General features: G+C 56.6%; 20 protein-coding genes and 4 tRNA genes. 11 read left to right on the forward strand and 13 right to left on the reverse strand.

What is annotated here, in order from left to right:
- Window positions 1-345: 345 nt before the first annotated feature.
- Complete coding sequence (locus JNK62_00280) at window positions 346-1,269, reverse strand: hypothetical protein (GenBank protein MBL8157966.1); 924 nt, start codon at window positions 1,267-1,269, stop codon at window positions 346-348.
- A gap of 140 nt (window positions 1,270-1,409) precedes the next feature.
- On the opposite strand from JNK62_00280, the gene JNK62_00285 reads away from it, so the two are divergent.
- Together JNK62_00285 and JNK62_00290 are read left to right on the forward strand one after the other, a co-directional pair.
- Window positions 1,410-2,162 (forward strand): tail fiber domain-containing protein, encoded by a 753-nt coding sequence (locus JNK62_00285; GenBank protein ID MBL8157967.1) that lies wholly within the window; start codon window positions 1,410-1,412, stop codon window positions 2,160-2,162.
- Between the two features lie 48 nt (window positions 2,163-2,210).
- Window positions 2,211-2,927: a hypothetical protein gene (locus tag JNK62_00290; protein ID MBL8157968.1), complete on the forward strand. Its 717-nt coding sequence runs from the start codon at window positions 2,211-2,213 to the stop codon at window positions 2,925-2,927.
- A gap of 71 nt (window positions 2,928-2,998) precedes the next feature.
- Here JNK62_00290 and JNK62_00295 read toward each other — a convergent pair whose 3' ends face one another.
- The 3 genes from JNK62_00295 to JNK62_00305 form a co-directional block, all read right to left on the reverse strand.
- Complete coding sequence (locus JNK62_00295) at window positions 2,999-3,265, reverse strand: DUF3768 domain-containing protein (GenBank protein ID MBL8157969.1); 267 nt, start codon at window positions 3,263-3,265, stop codon at window positions 2,999-3,001.
- A 187-nt stretch (window positions 3,266-3,452) separates the two neighbouring features.
- A tRNA-Ser gene (locus tag JNK62_00300) sits at window positions 3,453-3,542 on the reverse strand.
- Between the two features lie 188 nt (window positions 3,543-3,730).
- The gene (locus JNK62_00305; protein ID MBL8157970.1) at window positions 3,731-3,916 is read right to left on the reverse strand and encodes a hypothetical protein; all 186 of its coding nucleotides are present in this window, start codon (window positions 3,914-3,916) and stop codon (window positions 3,731-3,733) included.
- Between the two features lie 62 nt (window positions 3,917-3,978).
- On the opposite strand from JNK62_00305, the gene JNK62_00310 reads away from it, so the two are divergent.
- From JNK62_00310 to JNK62_00320, 3 genes are all read left to right on the forward strand, one after another.
- Window positions 3,979-4,050 (forward strand) — tRNA-Glu (locus JNK62_00310).
- A gap of 1 nt (window position 4,051) precedes the next feature.
- Window positions 4,052-4,846 carry a DUF817 domain-containing protein gene (locus JNK62_00315; GenBank protein MBL8157971.1) on the forward strand — a complete coding sequence of 265 codons (795 nt, stop codon included), beginning with the start codon at window positions 4,052-4,054 and terminating at the stop codon, window positions 4,844-4,846.
- Window positions 4,847-4,876: 30 nt separating this feature from the next.
- On the forward strand, window positions 4,877-5,251 hold the full coding sequence (locus tag JNK62_00320) for a hypothetical protein (protein ID MBL8157972.1): 375 nt from the start codon (window positions 4,877-4,879) through the stop codon (window positions 5,249-5,251).
- On the opposite strand, the gene JNK62_00325 is transcribed toward JNK62_00320, so the two are convergent.
- Genes JNK62_00325 through JNK62_00335 form a run of 3 tightly spaced genes read right to left on the reverse strand, consistent with a single transcriptional unit; the run spans window position 5,241 to window position 6,970 of the window.
- A complete protein-coding gene (locus JNK62_00325) occupies window positions 5,241-5,855 on the reverse strand; it encodes a threonylcarbamoyl-AMP synthase (protein MBL8157973.1) in 615 nt (204 codons plus the stop codon). The two genes, JNK62_00320 and JNK62_00325, sit on opposite strands and share 11 nt — an antisense overlap.
- A gap of 33 nt (window positions 5,856-5,888) precedes the next feature.
- A complete protein-coding gene (locus JNK62_00330; GenBank protein MBL8157974.1) occupies window positions 5,889-6,086 on the reverse strand; it encodes a hypothetical protein in 198 nt (65 codons plus the stop codon).
- 2 nt (window positions 6,087-6,088) lie between these two features.
- Window positions 6,089-6,970, reverse strand: coding sequence for a hypothetical protein (locus JNK62_00335; GenBank protein MBL8157975.1), 882 nt, complete (start codon window positions 6,968-6,970; stop codon window positions 6,089-6,091).
- 139 nt (window positions 6,971-7,109) lie between these two features.
- On the opposite strand from JNK62_00335, the gene JNK62_00340 reads away from it, so the two are divergent.
- A tRNA-Val gene (locus JNK62_00340) sits at window positions 7,110-7,181 on the forward strand.
- 284 nt (window positions 7,182-7,465) lie between these two features.
- Here JNK62_00340 and JNK62_00345 read toward each other — a convergent pair.
- Both JNK62_00345 and JNK62_00350 read right to left on the reverse strand, forming a co-directional pair.
- Window positions 7,466-8,446, reverse strand: coding sequence for a glycosyltransferase (locus JNK62_00345; GenBank protein MBL8157976.1), 981 nt, complete (start codon window positions 8,444-8,446; stop codon window positions 7,466-7,468).
- Entirely contained in the window at window positions 8,422-8,991 is a 570-nt protein-coding gene (locus tag JNK62_00350; protein ID MBL8157977.1) for a VTT domain-containing protein, read from the reverse strand. Before JNK62_00350 ends, JNK62_00345 begins: the two co-directional genes overlap by 25 nt.
- Before the next feature lie 97 nt (window positions 8,992-9,088).
- On the opposite strand from JNK62_00350, the gene JNK62_00355 reads away from it, so the two are divergent.
- The 5 genes from JNK62_00355 to JNK62_00375 all read left to right on the forward strand — a co-directional run bounded on the left by JNK62_00355 (window position 9,089) and on the right by JNK62_00375 (window position 14,186).
- Window positions 9,089-9,283 (forward strand): hypothetical protein, encoded by a 195-nt coding sequence (locus JNK62_00355; protein MBL8157978.1) that lies wholly within the window; start codon window positions 9,089-9,091, stop codon window positions 9,281-9,283.
- Between the two features lie 32 nt (window positions 9,284-9,315).
- The gene (tsaD, locus tag JNK62_00360) at window positions 9,316-10,476 is read left to right on the forward strand and encodes a tRNA (adenosine(37)-N6)-threonylcarbamoyltransferase complex transferase subunit TsaD (protein ID MBL8157979.1); all 1,161 of its coding nucleotides are present in this window, start codon (window positions 9,316-9,318) and stop codon (window positions 10,474-10,476) included.
- Between the two features lie 143 nt (window positions 10,477-10,619).
- Window positions 10,620-12,821, forward strand: coding sequence for a valine--tRNA ligase (locus tag JNK62_00365; GenBank protein ID MBL8157980.1), 2,202 nt, complete (start codon window positions 10,620-10,622; stop codon window positions 12,819-12,821).
- A gap of 150 nt (window positions 12,822-12,971) precedes the next feature.
- Window positions 12,972-13,670, forward strand: coding sequence for a PrsW family intramembrane metalloprotease (locus JNK62_00370; protein ID MBL8157981.1), 699 nt, complete (start codon window positions 12,972-12,974; stop codon window positions 13,668-13,670).
- A gap of 15 nt (window positions 13,671-13,685) precedes the next feature.
- A complete protein-coding gene (locus JNK62_00375; protein MBL8157982.1) occupies window positions 13,686-14,186 on the forward strand; it encodes an Hsp20/alpha crystallin family protein in 501 nt (166 codons plus the stop codon).
- A gap of 41 nt (window positions 14,187-14,227) precedes the next feature.
- Here JNK62_00375 and JNK62_00380 read toward each other — a convergent pair.
- From JNK62_00380 to JNK62_00395, 4 genes are all read right to left on the reverse strand, one after another.
- Window positions 14,228-14,303 (reverse strand) — tRNA-Phe (locus JNK62_00380).
- A gap of 138 nt (window positions 14,304-14,441) precedes the next feature.
- On the reverse strand, window positions 14,442-14,753 hold the full coding sequence (locus JNK62_00385; GenBank protein ID MBL8157983.1) for a hypothetical protein: 312 nt from the start codon (window positions 14,751-14,753) through the stop codon (window positions 14,442-14,444).
- Window position 14,754: 1 nt separating this feature from the next.
- Complete coding sequence (locus JNK62_00390; GenBank protein MBL8157984.1) at window positions 14,755-14,958, reverse strand: hypothetical protein; 204 nt, start codon at window positions 14,956-14,958, stop codon at window positions 14,755-14,757.
- Window positions 14,959-15,041: 83 nt separating this feature from the next.
- A complete protein-coding gene (locus JNK62_00395; GenBank protein ID MBL8157985.1) occupies window positions 15,042-16,061 on the reverse strand; it encodes a CapA family protein in 1,020 nt (339 codons plus the stop codon).
- Window positions 16,062-16,070 lie beyond the last annotated feature (9 nt).

Here is a 16,070-nt window from a genome sequence, read left to right on the forward strand (position 1 = left end):
CAAGCGATAGAGACGGAAGGATCGAAGAGGGTTTGGTAGCGTCGGGATCATGAATATGCTAGGTTTGCCACGGATTTACTCAGCATAACAGAAAGGAGTACAAGGTGGCTAAGAATGAATATACATCCGAAGCACGCCACTGTGCATGCAAACACGGATGTCCCGTATATGCTGATATTCGACGATGGGATTGTGGCTGCGTGACGGTTATTATTCATAATAATCGCGAACGCGGCAGCGACTGCACTAATTTTTCAGCAATGAAGCACCAGTGTGGCCAGAGAGGACATCCAAGCGCTCATCGTGGATAATCTAATAACCGACCTTCTCAGGTCGGTTATTTTTCTACTTACCCATCTGGATGCTCTGCGCGATACGGTCGATGACGGCGTCGAGGTTGTAGTTCTCCTGCTCGCTCACGCACGCCTGTTGCTGCGGACCTTCGATATTGAGGCACTGCGGATAGCGGAGCTGGAAGAACAGACGGTACGTCGCATCGCCGAACGCGAACGCGTATTCATAGGCACGCACATCACCCTCAGCCGTCCCCTGTGCCCGCGACGTGACGCAGTACTCACGATCGCCGATCGTGCGCTTCTCGACGGTCTGCATCGGCCCGTCTGCGGCAGTTATCGGTCCTGAATTACAGGAATACTGATTCACGACTCTCTCAACGACCGGCGGCCACTGTGCGGCTTGGATATACGTCGTCGGAAGCTCCACCGGATACATGAAGCTGATATTCTGCGCATTTGCCGATGAACGCAGCCACTGTCCCTCGTTTGGAGCCGGTGCCATGATGAATTCCGTAATCCGCCAGCCATCTTCAAGCTGCTCGACGGTGATAGTAACCGGGCGTCGGAGCGCTTCGGTCGGCTCTTCGTTGATACCACCTCCTTCGTTCGTTACTTCCACGATATCACCTTCGACGCGGTACCGTGTGTCAGTCTCCTTTGTCAGAGTGCGGATATCGATGCGATCCGGCCACGGACTCGACGTCAGTCTTCCTGGCGCATTCGCCGGGTCGATTGCCCACTCCTGAACGAGCACATCCAAGACGTACGGACTGTAATTTGCCCGCATAGCAGCTTCCACATCGGCCGACGGTGCAAGAAGCGATACATCCTTGAGCTGCGACCCGAAATCTTCCACAACGCGACGCACGGCCGCCTCTTGATCCACCTGAAACGGCGTCACTGAAATAAGGTAGGCACCACCAATGACCAAAAGAAGGACGATAGCCGCCAGCCAGGGCCAGAAGCGATTCATGAATTCCATTGTATCAATAAGACGGCTTGGCTTCCTTATGCTTACGTGTCGTAAGGGAATCGGTGGAAAAGCCGAGGTATTTGACTTAATTATTTATTTAATGTATAATTACACCAGTCGTTCAGTACAGGAGGATTCCCATGTCAACGACATCGACCACTCTCTTCCTTACGGCCCTCGTCACCGGCGCCGGTTCCCTCTGCCTCGATGCGAACAAGCAGGTGGTCTACAACGGCGCGTCAGACAGCTGCCTCTCCTCGACGCGCGACACGAAGGAGGAAATCAATCCCCTCGTGACCGAAGCTCTCGAGCAGGTCCTCGCGCTCAACCCGGTCTCCTTCAGATACAAGCATGGCGACGGCCGCACCCGATACGGCTTCATCGCCGAAGACGCGGCCGACGTGGACGCTCATCTCGCCACCTATGATGCCCAATTGAATATCTCCGGCATCGACGACCGCGCCATCCTCGCCATCCTCGTCGGCGCCATCCAGGACCTCGCCCGTAAACTCGCGGACCTGGCGGAACACCTCGTCACGAAGGAACTGGCATTCCAGCGCGCCGTCGGCGAAAGCCTGACGCTCACGCGCGAACTCTGCATCGCCGAGGGCGCGAACGACGCTTCCCCGCTCTGCCTTACCAAATCCCAGCTCAACGCCCTGCTAAACCAGATCGGCGCCGCCGTGCTCCCCTCATCCGTGCCGCCTCCAGCGGCTAATGACGACGTCCCGGACCTCCCCGATGCTTCGGCATCGCCCGACGATAATGGGACACCCCAACAGCAACAAGAGCCAGCGTACGAGAACCCGGAGCCGGGCTTGGGGACTGAAGCACTCGGTCCTAGCCCTGCGGATGCCGAACCTGCACCCGCGATGGAAACCACGGGCAGCTAATCCTCACGCTTCTACGCAAGCCGACCACGGCTTGGTACAATCATCTGCATGATGCAGAGACTTCAGCGAGGCCTCGAGATGATAGCCGCTGGGTTTGTCGGCGCGGTCTTCACCTCAGTGGTCGTCGTCGCCTGGGCAGGCCCGACGTCCGCACCACCCAACGGCAACGCCGCCGCGCCGATCAACATCGGAGCGACCGCGCAAGTCAAAAACGGCGGTCTCTCGGTGAACACGCTCGCTGTTTTCGGGAACGGTACGCTGACCGGCAATTTCGGCATCAACAACACTGCGCCCACCTATCGCCTCGACGTGAGCGGCAGCAGCCGCGTCGACGGCAACCTCCTCCTCTCCGGCGCGTCGCGCTACCTCAATTTCGGCGCCGCTACGGGCACGAGTGGTTATGGCATCCGCGACAATGCCGGCACGTTGCAGTTCAAGAACAGCAGCGGCAGCTGGAGCAGCTTCCTTCCGAGCAGCGGCGTGGTGAGCATTACTTTCATCGATGGCACGGTACAGACGACGGCAGCCGTGGCTGTCAGTCCTGTGCAAACCACGGTTTCGTGCACAACTGCTTCCACCGGAGGCTCGCGCTGCACGACCGCCAACTGTCCTTCGGGGTACGTCCGCACCGGATGCAGCGCGTATCGCTCAGGCGATGCGGTTACGGCCGGAGCAAGGCCGATCGGGACAGCGGCCTGTGAGTGCGCAAACCAGTACGTCGGTTCGCCAGGGACTTCGTGTTATACCTACTGCCTGAAGTTCTAGGCGGCGTTGGCGGAGTTCTGGAGCGAGCCGCCTGCCCCAAAAGGCCTCGCGCTGCGCGCGAGGCCTCCCACTCAGTACTCATCCGCGAGCATGATCGTGAGTACCCGCGTCGTGATACCCGCGTCAGCCGGATTCTCAGACCCGAACTCGAGATCCTTGGCGTAATAGTCAATCTTCCAGAACAGCATCTCGCCGACATGCTCGAAGCTGCCGAAGTCATGTTCACCCTGAGGGTCATTGTCTGGGGTGAAATCTTCAAAGCGCTTCACCTGTTCGTGGACTAGCACGACGCCGAGGGGCCACACCGCGACCAACTCCCGAACGCCGGCCGTGATCATGATCTGCCTTGTTCAGGTGCGACTCCGGCGTATGGACATGGGGATCCCACTTTCTAAAAATCGAGCCGTAGGGGGGGTAATTTGCCATAGAGAATCCATACTGCGCTTTCTGAACCTCAAGCTCAACTAAGCCTCAGCGGCGTATCGGAGCGGTATGCACTCGCATACCTCCGATAAAAAATACTCTTGGCGGAGAGGGAGAGATTCGAACTCTCGAGACCGTTTCCAGTCTGCCGCATTTCGAGTGCGGTGCTTTCGACCACTCAGCCACCTCTCCAAGTCGATTGTGCGTTTTGCACGTTTAATCCTCGAGCACGTGCGGAGTTCGCTTCCTCCTGAAATCGGTGCGCCGAATTTCAATCGGCTCACATCGATTTCTCCTCGCGGAGCTCGGACCGGATGAAAAGCCGTCAACGGCATTTCATCCACTCAGCCACCTCTCCAGTCGGGCAGATAGTACCAGAATTAGCCCTTTTTGGCACGCTGAGCCTTGGTTTCTGCCTCTCGCTCAGCGACGTCATTAGCAAGCACTCGGGCAAGGGTCTGGCGCAGCTCAGCACGAGCCTTTTCGGGCAATTCGGAGGTATGCTCGCCTTCAGGGCGAGGAGTATGTGCGGGGAACTTCTCCACGCCGATAAGGATAGCATGCACGAGGACACGAAAAGGACCACCCCTTCAAGTTTTGGGGAAAATGCGCTATATTGGCCCCCGTAGGCCTCATCGTCTAATGGTTAGGACAGCGCCTTTTCAAGGCGTTAATCGGGGTTCGATTCCCCGTGAGGTCACATGTATTCCCGGCTTACACTCAAAGAGTTCGCCAGGGACTTCGTAGTGTTCGGCATTAAGGAAGCTCGATCCTGCATATTCGCAGGTTCGTTCTTCGTGCTTCTTTTCCTTTCCAATCACATTCCCCTCTTTGGTCTTGCCCGCTACGATTTTCTCTTTTTGAGCGCGATAGCGCTGCAGATCATCCTCTTTCTCACGAAAGTAGAAACCTGGGACGAGATAAAGACTATCTTCCTCTTCCACATCGTCGGCACGGTACTTGAACTCTATAAGACGAGTGCATTTGTCGGCTCATGGAGCTACCCGGAGGAAGCTTTTTTCAAGATCGCGACCGTTCCGCTCTTTTCCGGATTCATGTACGCAGCCGTCGGCAGCTACATCTCACAGGCATGGCGATTGCTGAAGCTCGAACTGCGCGGATACCCGCCGTACTGGATGACGGTCGTCCTCTGTTTTTTCATCTACCTCAATTTCTTCACCAATCGTTTTGTACCGGATTTCCGCATCATCCTCATCCCGGCGGTCTTCGTCCTCTTCGCACGCACCTTCATCACGTTCGTACCAACGAAACGCCGGTATTCCATGCCGCTCTCGCTCGGCTTCTGTCTCACCGCATTCTTTATCTGGATTGCCGAAAATCTCTCCACGCTCTGGGGCGCATGGCAGTATCCCGATCAGGTCCACGTCTGGAACGTCGTCAGCACCAACAAGATCACCTCATGGTTCCTCATGGTGATCATCAGCTTTATCATCGTGGCGTACCTCAAGCACCACAAAGAGCGCTATAATCGGTAACATATACGCATCAGACGCGTCTACATTTTCATGAACAAAATCGCACTTCTCGCACTCGTTATCATCGCGGTCGGTATCGGCGGCTATTTCGCGTACACGCCGAAGGATCAGGAAGCCGAACTCGTCCCGACGCCGCAGCCGCAGGAACAGACGCCGACCACCAGCGCACCTCAGGGCAAATTGATGAGCGTCGAGGCCTACGTGACCCAGAACATCTCCGCGCTCTCCCCCATCAAGGAGACCATGGGAGGTACGTTCTACGTGACCGAAATCGAAGTAGAGCCGGAAGAAAACAAAGGCAAAGTAAAATACGAAGACGGCCACAATGCGTACGAGGCGGAGTTTACCTATACCTCGAACGACCGCACCGGTCACACGATCACCTCGTTCGTCGTCAGAGAGTAAGTTCCGCGCGGGAGATCGCTCCTTCCCGCTCGATGACCGCGTCGGCGGTACTCACGTTCACGATGGTGGATGGTTTCCGCTCCGGCAACTCTCCCGCATCGATCACGAGATCGATCAAGGATGCCTTCTCACCTAATTGTTCGAGGATCTCCCGCACCGATCGCCCCGTCGTCCCTCCTGCACGATTGGCACTGGTCGTCGTATAGGGCTTACCGAATGCTCGTGCGAGTTCGATACAGAACCGGTTATCCGGAATACGGATACAGAACGTATCCATATTCTTCCCGATGCCGGTATCGACGCCTGCACGTTTCTTTAATATGAGGGAGAGCGGCCCGGGCATATACGCACAGGCGAGCGCGAATCCTTTTTCCCCGAACTCCACGTACTGATTCGCCATCTCGACATCCGCGACGATCGCATGGATAGGCTTTGCCGCATCGCGACCTTTGATTTCCTTCACCTTCGCCACCGCCTCATCTGAAAGCGCATCCGCCCCGAGTCCGTAGAGGGTGTCGGTCGGATACAGTATGACGCCGCCTGCACGAAGTACCCGTGCGGCTTTTTCGATTATTTCTGGCTCATCATTTGAAAGTAGTTCCATAACAGAAAACGGTCTCACCTGATGCGAGACCGTCTAGATTCGTATGTAGATATGGACCTCCTGGCCATCTACATTTTCAGAGAACATATATCCGTAACCGGCCGCTTGCTGCTTCGTCCGTGAGACGAAGTACATGCCCATATTCGGGAGCGGAAAGAAACCGTCAGAGGATGTACCGCTCGCAAAAGCGGCTTTGATTTCCTTTACCATCTCTTCAGTGACGCCTAGCATAGTTATGAACGCTCCTGTTGGATTTCACGCCGGTGTTCCAGCATTTCTTTAACTTTCTTTAGTATAACATTATCTCGCGGCGCGTCAAGTCTTCGATATGCCTCCTCTTCACTCCACGCTCGCGCGCAATATCCCATATCGATGACATATGCCAAAGGTTCATCTCCATCGGGATTCGGATCAAGGTTCACCATGATATTCCCCTCCCGCAGATCCCGATGATAGAAACCGTTCGCGTGCATCAGATCGACGAAGCGCTGCACTTCCGCGAATATCGTATCGATATCAAGCCCCGCTGGAATCGGAATATCCTGATCGATGATATCTTTAACCGCGATACAGCTGGTGACTTCTTCCTGCGCGATCGTATCGATACCAAGCTTGCTTGCGAAGAAGAAGGGCCGCGGCACCGCGACACGGATCTCAGGATGATCGAGCGAAAGCCGGTGGACGTCGGCCTGAAAAGCGGCCTCCGACCTCAATGAATTATGCGGATGCATCGGCGGGTGGAGCAGGACCTTGTACACGACCGCCGGACGGGTCGGATCCTGTTGCAGACAACGGATGATACGCCCGTTCTGGCCACGATTGATCTCCTCTGAATGACGATCGATATCGCGCATACGTGCGATGAGCTCTCGCGGCAATTCCTTCGCGATGCGCAGATATTCTGAGTGGTGATCAGCGGGTTTTACCGCTTCAGCGCGTCGTTGGATTCCATTGCGCAGGATCGCCTTCTGCTCCTGCACCTCCTTGCCCGCGATCTTCTGCACCCAGGTGTCATGGTGCTCTTCGGGCAGCAGATCGAGCAGATCATCGACGGAATGTGTATCTTCAGCCGGGCTTTCAGGCTGCTGTACGCGACGCATCCGCTCAAGGGACATATATATTGAAGATTCTACCGCTTTGGACTATACTGCGCCACACGATTCCTAGGGGAATCAAGCTTAGCGCGCTTAGCTCCGGCGGATGACGCTGATATGCCAGGCTGGGCGAGCACGAGACTGAAAGTGAGAAAATAACGCGCGCTTAGCTCAGTGGTAGAGCATCGTCTTGACGTGACGAGGGCCGTGGGTTCGATCCCCTCAGCGCGCACATGAGACACAAAACCTGCCCTGCGGCAGGTTTTGTGCCATGTGCGAGCCGGAGCGATGTTCCGCCAGCAGGCGGAACCGCGAGGCCGGGTCGGGCGGCAGTTTGCGCGACGGCGCAAGCTGAATGCCTGACCACACATGAAAGACCGGCGAGACGGGGTCGCGAAAAAATTCGCCTGACGAGGCGGATTTTATTCGTGACCGATCCTTTCTGCTCCATCGCGACGGCGACGGGAATCTCTGTGACCACTGAGAATTTGAATGCCTGACCACGAGCAACTCTTTTCAACCCACCCTCACCACCTTCGCCGGCCGATACGCCAAAAGCCGTAGGTCCTTGAGATTGATAAGCACGACGAAGAGATTGAGCGCTACGAGCATGACACCGAAGAGCGCGATGAGATCGACTCCGACATTCGAACCAAGGTAGAGAAGGAACTGCACGAGCGGAGCGTCAGGATCTTCCGCCAATTCCTTAGCGAAGACCTCGCGGACGAATGAGACCGGTCCCGCATAGCTTGCGAATATGATGACACTGCCTATGACCGCGCCTGCAGCTGCAGCAACAATGTTGCGCAGCGCCACCCTCCCCGCCTTCATCGTCTGCGGCACATTGAGAAGCTGCAACCGTGCTTGCGCGAGGAAGACTTCGCCGAACATGATCATCCGTCGCGCGAATCCGCGCCAGAGTCCGAACTTCCGCTCCTTCGGCACCTGTCGCAAATCAGGACACACCCGATACAGGAATCCGTTACCCCAATACCGCGCATAGAAATTAAGCGCGATCTCGATCATGAATCGTTCCTTGTAGATGCTCGGGACTTTCTCCCACAACCCGCGCGTCAGCGCACGCTGTCCGCCGAGCATGGGGATGACGGATACGATGGAACCCACGTAATACATCCGCCAGTTACGCATGGCGATCACCATCTCGCTTTTCCCCTCTCTCACCGCCGCAAGAATCCCCTCAAGCATCGGAGCATCGATACCGTACATATCGGCATCACAGAAGAAGAGTATGTCAGCGTCCGTCGCGGCAGCACCAGTAGCCATCGCACGACCTTTACCTTGATTCTCCGCATGACGAATGAGTCGAATCGGGTACGTCGTCGCGACCGCTGATGTTCCATCATCGGAGCCATCATCCACCACGATGACCTGATCGAAACCGGGATACCGGGTGAGCGATTCCAATACGCGGTGAATGTTCCCCGCTTCGTTATACGCTGCAACGATAGCTGCTATGCGTTTCGTCTTTCCATCCATATCGTGATTACGCGGAACGCGATGATACTGAGGACCAATACCGCAAGCGCAGCGGGAACGACACTGACATAGGGGAATGCCGTCCCGACGCCTTTACCGGCGAAATACCCGAGCGGAATAAATACGAGAAGCCAGATGATTGAGCCGATGGCATTGAAGAAGGAGAACGTCGTGAAGGACATGCCCCGCGATGCGACGAAGAGGATCATCGCGACGCGACTCCCATACAGGAATTTGACCATGATGAGCGCGGGAAGCGGTCGTTCCCCCACTAATCGCTGTACGAATCCCGACATCTTTTCGCGCTCCTTCTTGAGGAATTTGGCATCATTGAATCGACTGAGCAGCTTTGCGCCGAAGAGAAACCACAATGTATCCGAGAGAACCGTCCCGAGAAGCGCGGCAAGGAAAAGCGGGATCGGCGACCACGAGAGCTGCCCCGCCACATACGCAGCGGTCAGGATGACACTGTCTCCGAAAAAGAATGCGCCAGCGAAGACGCTCGGGATCTGGTACGCGGTGAGAAGCGCCGTCAGCGGCTCCATCGAGCGAGCATACCAATGCCTCACGGAAATTTAGATGAAGAGCCTCTGTCCACAGTCCACTGTTCCCTCTCGAGGGTTTGCCACGCATACTCAGGACATGAAGCATCATGATCGGTACGCCATCGCGGCGTCGTTCCTTATGGGCTCCTTCCTCTTGAATGCATTGAAGGATATGGGCTGGACATCATCCATCGCGGAAGCAGGTCTCCTCGATTGGATGTCATGGATTTTCGGCACTGCCGGCATCCTCTTCTTCTCTATCGCCATCCATGAGCATAGGAAGCGCCACTAGCTTCAAGATGCACTCTCGGCTAGTCTAGGCAGATGCGCATACTCGCAATAGAAACCAGCTGCGACGAGACGGGCATTTCCATCATCGAAGCAGACGGCTCGTTCGGGCCGGATTTCTCGTATTCGCTTCTCGGCAACTCCCTCCTCTCGCAGGTAGAGACCCATGCCCCCTACGGCGGCGTATTCCCGAATCTCGCCCGACGCGAACACGAAAAGAATCTCGTGCCTCTTTTCGCACAAGCACTTGAAGAAGCGAAGCTTTCCGCCTCCGGAACCACACCTCTCGATGGCCTCGATGACATCCTCACCCGCGAACAGGAATTGCTTCCGCAACTGAAAGAATTCCTCGCGTCGCACGCGAAGCCGGACATCGACTGCATCGCCGTCACGCACGGCCCCGGGCTTGAGCCCGCGCTCTGGGTCGGGGTGAATTTCGCGCGCGCGCTCGCACATGCGTGGCAGCTGCCGCTCGTTCCGGTCAATCACATGGAGGGCCACATCATATTGAGCGCGATGGCAGAAGGAAGATTCGCTCCCTTCAAATTCCCTCTTCTCTCCCTCTTGGTATCCGGTGGCCACACGGAGCTCGTACTCTCACGAGAGCCGATGCGGTACGAACTGGTAGGACAGACGCGCGACGATGCGGTCGGCGAAGCATTCGACAAAGTCGCACGACTCATGGATCTTCCCTATCCCGGCGGTCCTGAGATCGCGAAACTCGCTGAGATGGCGCGCGAGAAGCAACTGCCTTCCACCGTACAGCTTCCGCGCCCGATGATGGATTCAAAGGATTACGATTTCTCATTCTCGGGTATCAAGACGGCGGTGCGCCGCGTCGTCGAAGCTCACCAGCCGCTCTCGGACTCCTTGAAAATGGAAATCGCACGCGAATTCGAAGACGCAGTGACCGACGTCCTCGTCGCAAAGACCATCCGTGCCGTCGAGGAACACGGAGCGCACGCGGTTCTCATCGGCGGGGGCGTCTCCGCGAATCAATACCTCCGCGAGCGCATGCAGGAGGGAATCAAGGAATACGGACTCGACGCAAAACTCCTTATCCCGCCCCGCGCCCTCTCCACCGACAACGCCCTCATGATCGCGCTCGCCGGTTATTTCCGGGCCCAGGCGGGTCAGTTCGCGGATATCAGCACGCTCCGTGCAAACGGAAATCTGCGCTTGAGCGGCAACGCATAAGAAAAAGGGCTTCGCGAGTGACTAGTCACAAGCAAAGCCCTCTACCCCGCTGCCGAAACTAGTCCGGCGTTGGGGCTGTCTTTATAGCGTAGCCAGTTAAAGAGGGCGTGAAGCGTCAGCAACTTAATGCTAGGATGCCTTTTATGCCTGAAAACAGGGCCGGAATCCCCGAAGAATTCCTCAGACCCTATAACCCCGTCGACCGGGAGCCGGAAACCCTCAAACTCTGGGACGAAAGCGGCTATGCCAATCCGGATACCATGATCAAGGCCGGCCTCACCGCCCCCGATGCCGAGTCCTACACCATCGTCCTCCCTCCGCCGAACGTGACCGGCACCCTGCACATCGGTCATGCCGCGATGCTCGCCATCGAAGACATCCTCATCCGTTACGCGCGCATGAACGGCAAGAAGACGCTTTGGATCCCCGGAACCGACAGCGCCGCCATCGCGACGCAGGCGAAAGTCGAGACCGACATCTATAAGAAGGAGAAGAAGACGCGCTACGATCTGGGCCGTGAGGAATTGATGCAGCGCATCGACGCGTTCACCGAAGAGAGCAAGAACACCATCATCAATCAGGTGAAGGTAATGGGCGCATCCCTCGATTGGAGCCGCTACGCGTATACGCTCGACGAAGCACGCTACAAGGCAGTCATGACGGCGTTCGTGAGCATGTTCGACGCGGGACTCATCTATCGGGGAAACCGCATCGTGAACTGGGATCCGAAACTGCAGACTACGGTCTCCGACGATGAGATCGAGTATGTCGAGCAGAAAGACCCGTTCTTCTATTTCAAATACGGCCCGTTCGTCATCGGCACCGTCCGACCGGAGACCAAATTCGGCGACAAATACGTCGTCATGCATCCGGATGATGAGCGCTACGCCGGCTTCACACACGGCGAGAAGATCGATCTCGAATGGATCAACGGACCGCTTACGGCGACCGTCATCAAGGACGAAGCAGCGGACATGAGCGTCGGCTCGGGCGTCATGACCATCACTCCGGCGCATTCCGGCGTCGACTTCGAGATCGCGCAGCGTCACGGCTTGGATATCGAGCCGGTCATCGATGAGCGCGGCATTCTCCTCCCCATCGCCGGTGAATTCGCCGGTCAGCACATCAAGAAAGCCCGCCCGCGTATCGTCGAGAAACTCAAGGAAAAGGGGTTGGTGATGAAAATCGACGAGAACTACGTCCACAATGTCGCGACGAACAGCCGCGGCGGCGGGGTCATCGAGCCGCAGATCAAGAAGCAGTGGTTCGTCGGCGTGAACAAGGAATTCACGATGCCGCATTCCCACATCGAAGGAATCCCGACGAGCAGTATGACGACACTGAAGCAGCTCATGCGCCATGTCGTTGAGAGCGGTCAGGTCAAAATCGCTCCCGAGCGCTTCGAGAAGACCTACTACCACTGGATCGATAATCTTCGCGACTGGAACATCTCGCGCCAGATCTGGTTCGGCCATCGCATCCCCGTGTGGTATCGCGGCGAGGAGATCTACTGTGGCGTCGAAGCACCAGGCGGCGAAGGATGGGAACAAGACCCCGACGTGCTCGATACGTGGTTCTCGTCAGGCCTGTGGACCATTTCCACACTCGGCTGGCCTGAAGAAACCGCCGATCTGAAGACCTATCACCCGACCGCAGTCCTTGAGACCGGTTACGACATCCTTTTCTTCTGGGTTGCACGCATGATCCTCATGACCGGCTTCCTCGTCGGCCAAGTTCCCTTCCGCAACGTCTATCTGCACGGCCTCGTGCGCGATGGCCAAGGCCGAAAGATGTCGAAATCGCTCGGCAACATCATCGATCCCTTGGACATGGTCAATAAATACGGTGCCGATGCGACGCGCCTCAGCCTCATCATCGGCGCTGCCCCAGGCACTGATACCAAACTCGCGGAAGACCGCATTCGCGGCTACAAGCACTTCGCGAACAAGCTCTGGAACATCACGCGCTTCGTCCTCGAGAACATCGCGGACATGGAACCAGAGGCGACACTCAACGATACGGATGCGAAACTCCTCGCTGAGGCGCAGGATCTTGCAAAGAGCGTGTCCGAGAATATCGAGAAGTTCCGTCTCGACCTTGCGGCGGATAGTGTCTATCACTTCGTCTGGGACCGCTTTGCGGCGGAGATACTCGAAGAATCAAAGCCGATCCTGAAAGAGGGCGGTGCAGCCAAGGCCTCGCGCCAGAAAATGCTGGCCGAGACCCTGATGATCTCTCTCAAACTTCTCCACCCGTTCATGCCGTTCGTGACCGAAGCCATCTGGCAGAAGCTCCCGCAGAAAGATAGCGCTCTCCTCATGGTCGCCAAGTGGCCTGTTAAATAAACATCCTTTATCAAAAACAGAGCGAGGCGGGTATGTTTCTATTGCGGTCTTCGCAGCGCCGACGGGCGCGAGACTGAGCGCTGGGCCAGCAGGCCCAGATAGCGACCGCAATTGGAACATATCCGCGAGCGGCGGTGCTAGAATAGCGTGATGTCAGGACTCGAGTCCTATGCGATCGCGATCGCCGGCGGCATTTTCCCTGCCCTCGCGTGGTTGTGGTTCTGGTTGAAGGAAGACTCCCGCAATCCGGAACCTCGCCGTCTCATCGCGCTCGCTTTCATCACCGGCATGCTGACGGTGATGATCGTCATCCCCATCCAGAAATTCGTCGCCGGATATCTTGTCACCCAGACTGCCATCTTCGCCGCATGGTCCACCATAGAGGAGTTCACGAAATACATCATGGCGTGGCTCTTAGTACTCCATCGACGCGAGAACGATGAGCCGGTCGACGCCGTCATCTACATGGTCGCCGTCGCCCTCGGCTTCGCCGGATTGGAAAACGCCCTCTTCCTCCTCTCACCGCTTGCGGGAGACACGGTCATGCAGACGGTGATGACGGGAAACCTGCGCTTCATCGGGGCCACCCTCCTCCACGTCTTCTCATCGGCCACCGTCGGCATCTTCCTGGCCTTTTCATTCTATCGTTCTAGACTGACGAAAGAATGGTACGCCGCCTGCGGAGTTATCCTAGCGTCCCTTTTGCACATCGGTTTCAACTTCCTTATACTCAACACGGCGGACGAGCACCTCCTGAGGGCTTTCGCTGGCGTCTGGGTCGGCGTAATCGCAGTCTTATTCGCCCTCGAGTTCGTCAAACGTATCAAACCCCGCCCCTCGCGGCGCTAAACAATTCGTTTTTCCATGAATAAGTTCTTCTCGCGCCTTACCGGTTCCAACGATGACCAATACGATGATTTCCTCGATGACCCTCGCGGAAACCACATCTCTTTTTCAACCAAGGGCCCTGAGCGCCATGCGAGCGTACCGGTACGCCAAGAAACACGCTCCATCCAGCCGGTGCAGGAAGACACCGAAGGCGAATTGGCAGTCGATGTCTACCAGACGCCTGATCATATCGTCGTCAAAGCGCTCGTCGCCGGCGTCCAGCCGGCAACTATCGATATCTCTCTTACCCGCGAGATGCTCACCATCTCAGGTGTACGCGCAGACGAACGCGAAGTCGATGAGGACAACTACTACCAGCGCGAGCTCTATTGGGGTTCGTTCTCCCGCACCATCCTGCTGCCTGAAGAGATCGATGTCGATGGCGCAGAAGCGAGCGAGAAGCACGGCATCCTCATGATCCGACTCCCGAAGATCAATAAGAAACGCGAGACCAAGCTCAAAGTCCGCGCCCGCTAACCAAAACCGCCCCGAAAGGGGCGGTTTTGGTTAGGTTTTCTTGGTGCTTGGGACCGGGGTCGAACCGGTGACCCTTCCCTCTTCAGGGGAATGCTCTACCAACTGAGCTACCCAAGCAGAATCTCCGAAAGGTTCCGGAGATTCTTTGAGAACCCTCGGTTCTCAACGGGCTATTTCGCTTCGCTCATAGCCCTGCTCTCCTACACGGGAAAACTACAGTTTTCCCGCCCCCTTTCGGGCAGACTATACCATTTCCTAGTTGCCCTGGAAATACTGCGGGAATTGCGCACGAAGGTTCTGAAGCGCATCGTTCAGGCCGCTCATCTGTGCCGAAGCACCGGTACGAGCGCCTTCGATCTGCGCCATGGTGTCCAGCATACTGTTCATGACTGGAGCAACGTATTGCAGATACAGCCAGAGCGGTATGACGAGGAATGCCGCCCAGATGACGAACTTCACGATGCCGCCCCAGAACGCACTACGGCGCATCGAGCGCAGCATGCGGTTATTCTCTTTCGTGAGTTTCAGCAGCTCATCGAGCTTATCTCCCTCGTACTCGATCCCCATGCTACTTCACTTCGCAGGTTGTGCAATCCGGTTCGTGCTTTGCGGAACTTGCGAGAATGCCGAGGATGAGTGCGTTCCAGAGAAGGAAGAGCGGATCGAACTGTCCGATCGGTGCCTGCATAAGGACACTGACCCACGCGAGGATAAACGAAAGGGCGCTGAGAACCCAGAGAACCTTCCATGCCCACATTTTAGCGATGTGCATATTCATGAATCTAAACTTATGTAATAAGGGATACGGATAATGATACCCTTCCCTGCCTCTCGTGAGCGTCCTATCCACACCCCCTATTCCACACCCATCAGGCGCCCGACAATACCTTCCGCATGCTCTCCGTGCTCCAAAAGCCGCGGCTGGGCGTAATCATGGATCTCTGTCGGGTGATAGGTTATGGCGGATACCCCCTCTTTGGTGAATACGATCTTCAGGACGAGGCCGTCACGAGTCTCTTGCGACCACATCTGATCGAATATGAAATTCCCGAGGCTGTAGAAGATGTATTTACCCTTGTATTCCTCCCGTGTCTGCACGACATGCGGATGATGGCCGATGACGATCTCCGCTCCCGCATCGATCGCGGCTCGGGCAAACGAGGTCTGCGAGTCATTCGGGAAGAGCTCATATTCCGTACCGGAATGCATGGAGACTATGACGATGTCGGCGAACTGTTTCGCTCCTTTCACCGCCGTCTGCATACGGTCGATACGCATGAATGCCGTGCCGAGGCGAGTCTCCCCTGCCTCATACGAGGCGGGAACCACGTCGTCGTCGTTATAGGCAAGGAACGCGAACCGGATACCGTTAACCGTGACGAATTTAGGCTGATGCGCCTGTATATCGGTACCGGCACCGACATGGACGATTCCTGCATCATCCAGGTAATGCATCGTGTCCTCTAGCCCCGTTTCGCCGAAATTAGGGGTGTGATTATTGGCGAGCGAAAGGACATCGAATCCGGCATCACGCAGAGCCTCCGCCGATTCGGGGTCGGCACGGAAGGACATCTCGAATGGCTGGACTTCCGGCCCCGGAGTGACGCTCGTCTCGAGATTGCCGAAGGTTATGTCTGCGGAACGCAGGAATTCGCTTGTACTCGCAAACGGATAGTCATACCCGTACTGCCGCATACGCTTCGCGACCGCGCGCGAGAGCATCATGTCTCCTACGGCGATCATCGTGACTTCCGCCGGCGGCTCGGGCTTCACATACTCCATCACCCGCACCGGCAATTCCGGTCCGGTTATGGGGGCAATACCAAGGACGAGTCCGGCAAGGATGAATGGTATGAAGCGGCGCATTCCGCTCATTCAAGCATG

This window comes from bacterium, assembly GCA_016789445.1.
In the GTDB taxonomy this organism is placed as follows: Bacteria; Patescibacteriota; Minisyncoccia; order Phycocordibacterales; family UBA2100; genus UBA10103.

Coding starts and splice junctions, on each gene's coding strand:
- JNK62_00290 (MBL8157968.1), top strand. CDS start 2,211: ATGATGCAGAGACTTCAGCGAGGCCTCGAGATGATAGCCGCTGGGTTT.
- JNK62_00325 (MBL8157973.1), bottom strand. CDS start 5,855: ATGGAACTACTTTCAAATGATGAGCCAGAAATAATCGAAAAAGCCGCA.
- JNK62_00350 (MBL8157977.1), bottom strand. CDS start 8,991: ATGGAGCCGCTGACGGCGCTTCTCACCGCGTACCAGATCCCGAGCGTC.
- JNK62_00335 (MBL8157975.1), bottom strand. CDS start 6,970: ATGTCCCTTGAGCGGATGCGTCGCGTACAGCAGCCTGAAAGCCCGGCT.
- JNK62_00385 (MBL8157983.1), bottom strand. CDS start 14,753: ATGGGGATCGAGTACGAGGGAGATAAGCTCGATGAGCTGCTGAAACTC.
- JNK62_00345 (MBL8157976.1), bottom strand. CDS start 8,446: ATGGATGGAAAGACGAAACGCATAGCAGCTATCGTTGCAGCGTATAAC.
- JNK62_00280 (MBL8157966.1), bottom strand. CDS start 1,269: ATGAATCGCTTCTGGCCCTGGCTGGCGGCTATCGTCCTTCTTTTGGTC.
- JNK62_00365 (MBL8157980.1), top strand. CDS start 10,620: ATGCCTGAAAACAGGGCCGGAATCCCCGAAGAATTCCTCAGACCCTAT.
- JNK62_00390 (MBL8157984.1), bottom strand. CDS start 14,958: ATGCACATCGCTAAAATGTGGGCATGGAAGGTTCTCTGGGTTCTCAGC.
- JNK62_00285 (MBL8157967.1), top strand. CDS start 1,410: ATGTCAACGACATCGACCACTCTCTTCCTTACGGCCCTCGTCACCGGC.
- JNK62_00320 (MBL8157972.1), top strand. CDS start 4,877: ATGAACAAAATCGCACTTCTCGCACTCGTTATCATCGCGGTCGGTATC.
- JNK62_00330 (MBL8157974.1), bottom strand. CDS start 6,086: ATGCTAGGCGTCACTGAAGAGATGGTAAAGGAAATCAAAGCCGCTTTT.
- JNK62_00395 (MBL8157985.1), bottom strand. CDS start 16,061: ATGAGCGGAATGCGCCGCTTCATACCATTCATCCTTGCCGGACTCGTC.
- JNK62_00370 (MBL8157981.1), top strand. CDS start 12,972: ATGTCAGGACTCGAGTCCTATGCGATCGCGATCGCCGGCGGCATTTTC.
- JNK62_00355 (MBL8157978.1), top strand. CDS start 9,089: ATGAAGCATCATGATCGGTACGCCATCGCGGCGTCGTTCCTTATGGGC.
- JNK62_00315 (MBL8157971.1), top strand. CDS start 4,052: ATGTATTCCCGGCTTACACTCAAAGAGTTCGCCAGGGACTTCGTAGTG.
- JNK62_00375 (MBL8157982.1), top strand. CDS start 13,686: ATGAATAAGTTCTTCTCGCGCCTTACCGGTTCCAACGATGACCAATAC.
- JNK62_00295 (MBL8157969.1), bottom strand. CDS start 3,265: ATGATCACGGCCGGCGTTCGGGAGTTGGTCGCGGTGTGGCCCCTCGGC.
- tsaD (MBL8157979.1), top strand. CDS start 9,316: ATGCGCATACTCGCAATAGAAACCAGCTGCGACGAGACGGGCATTTCC.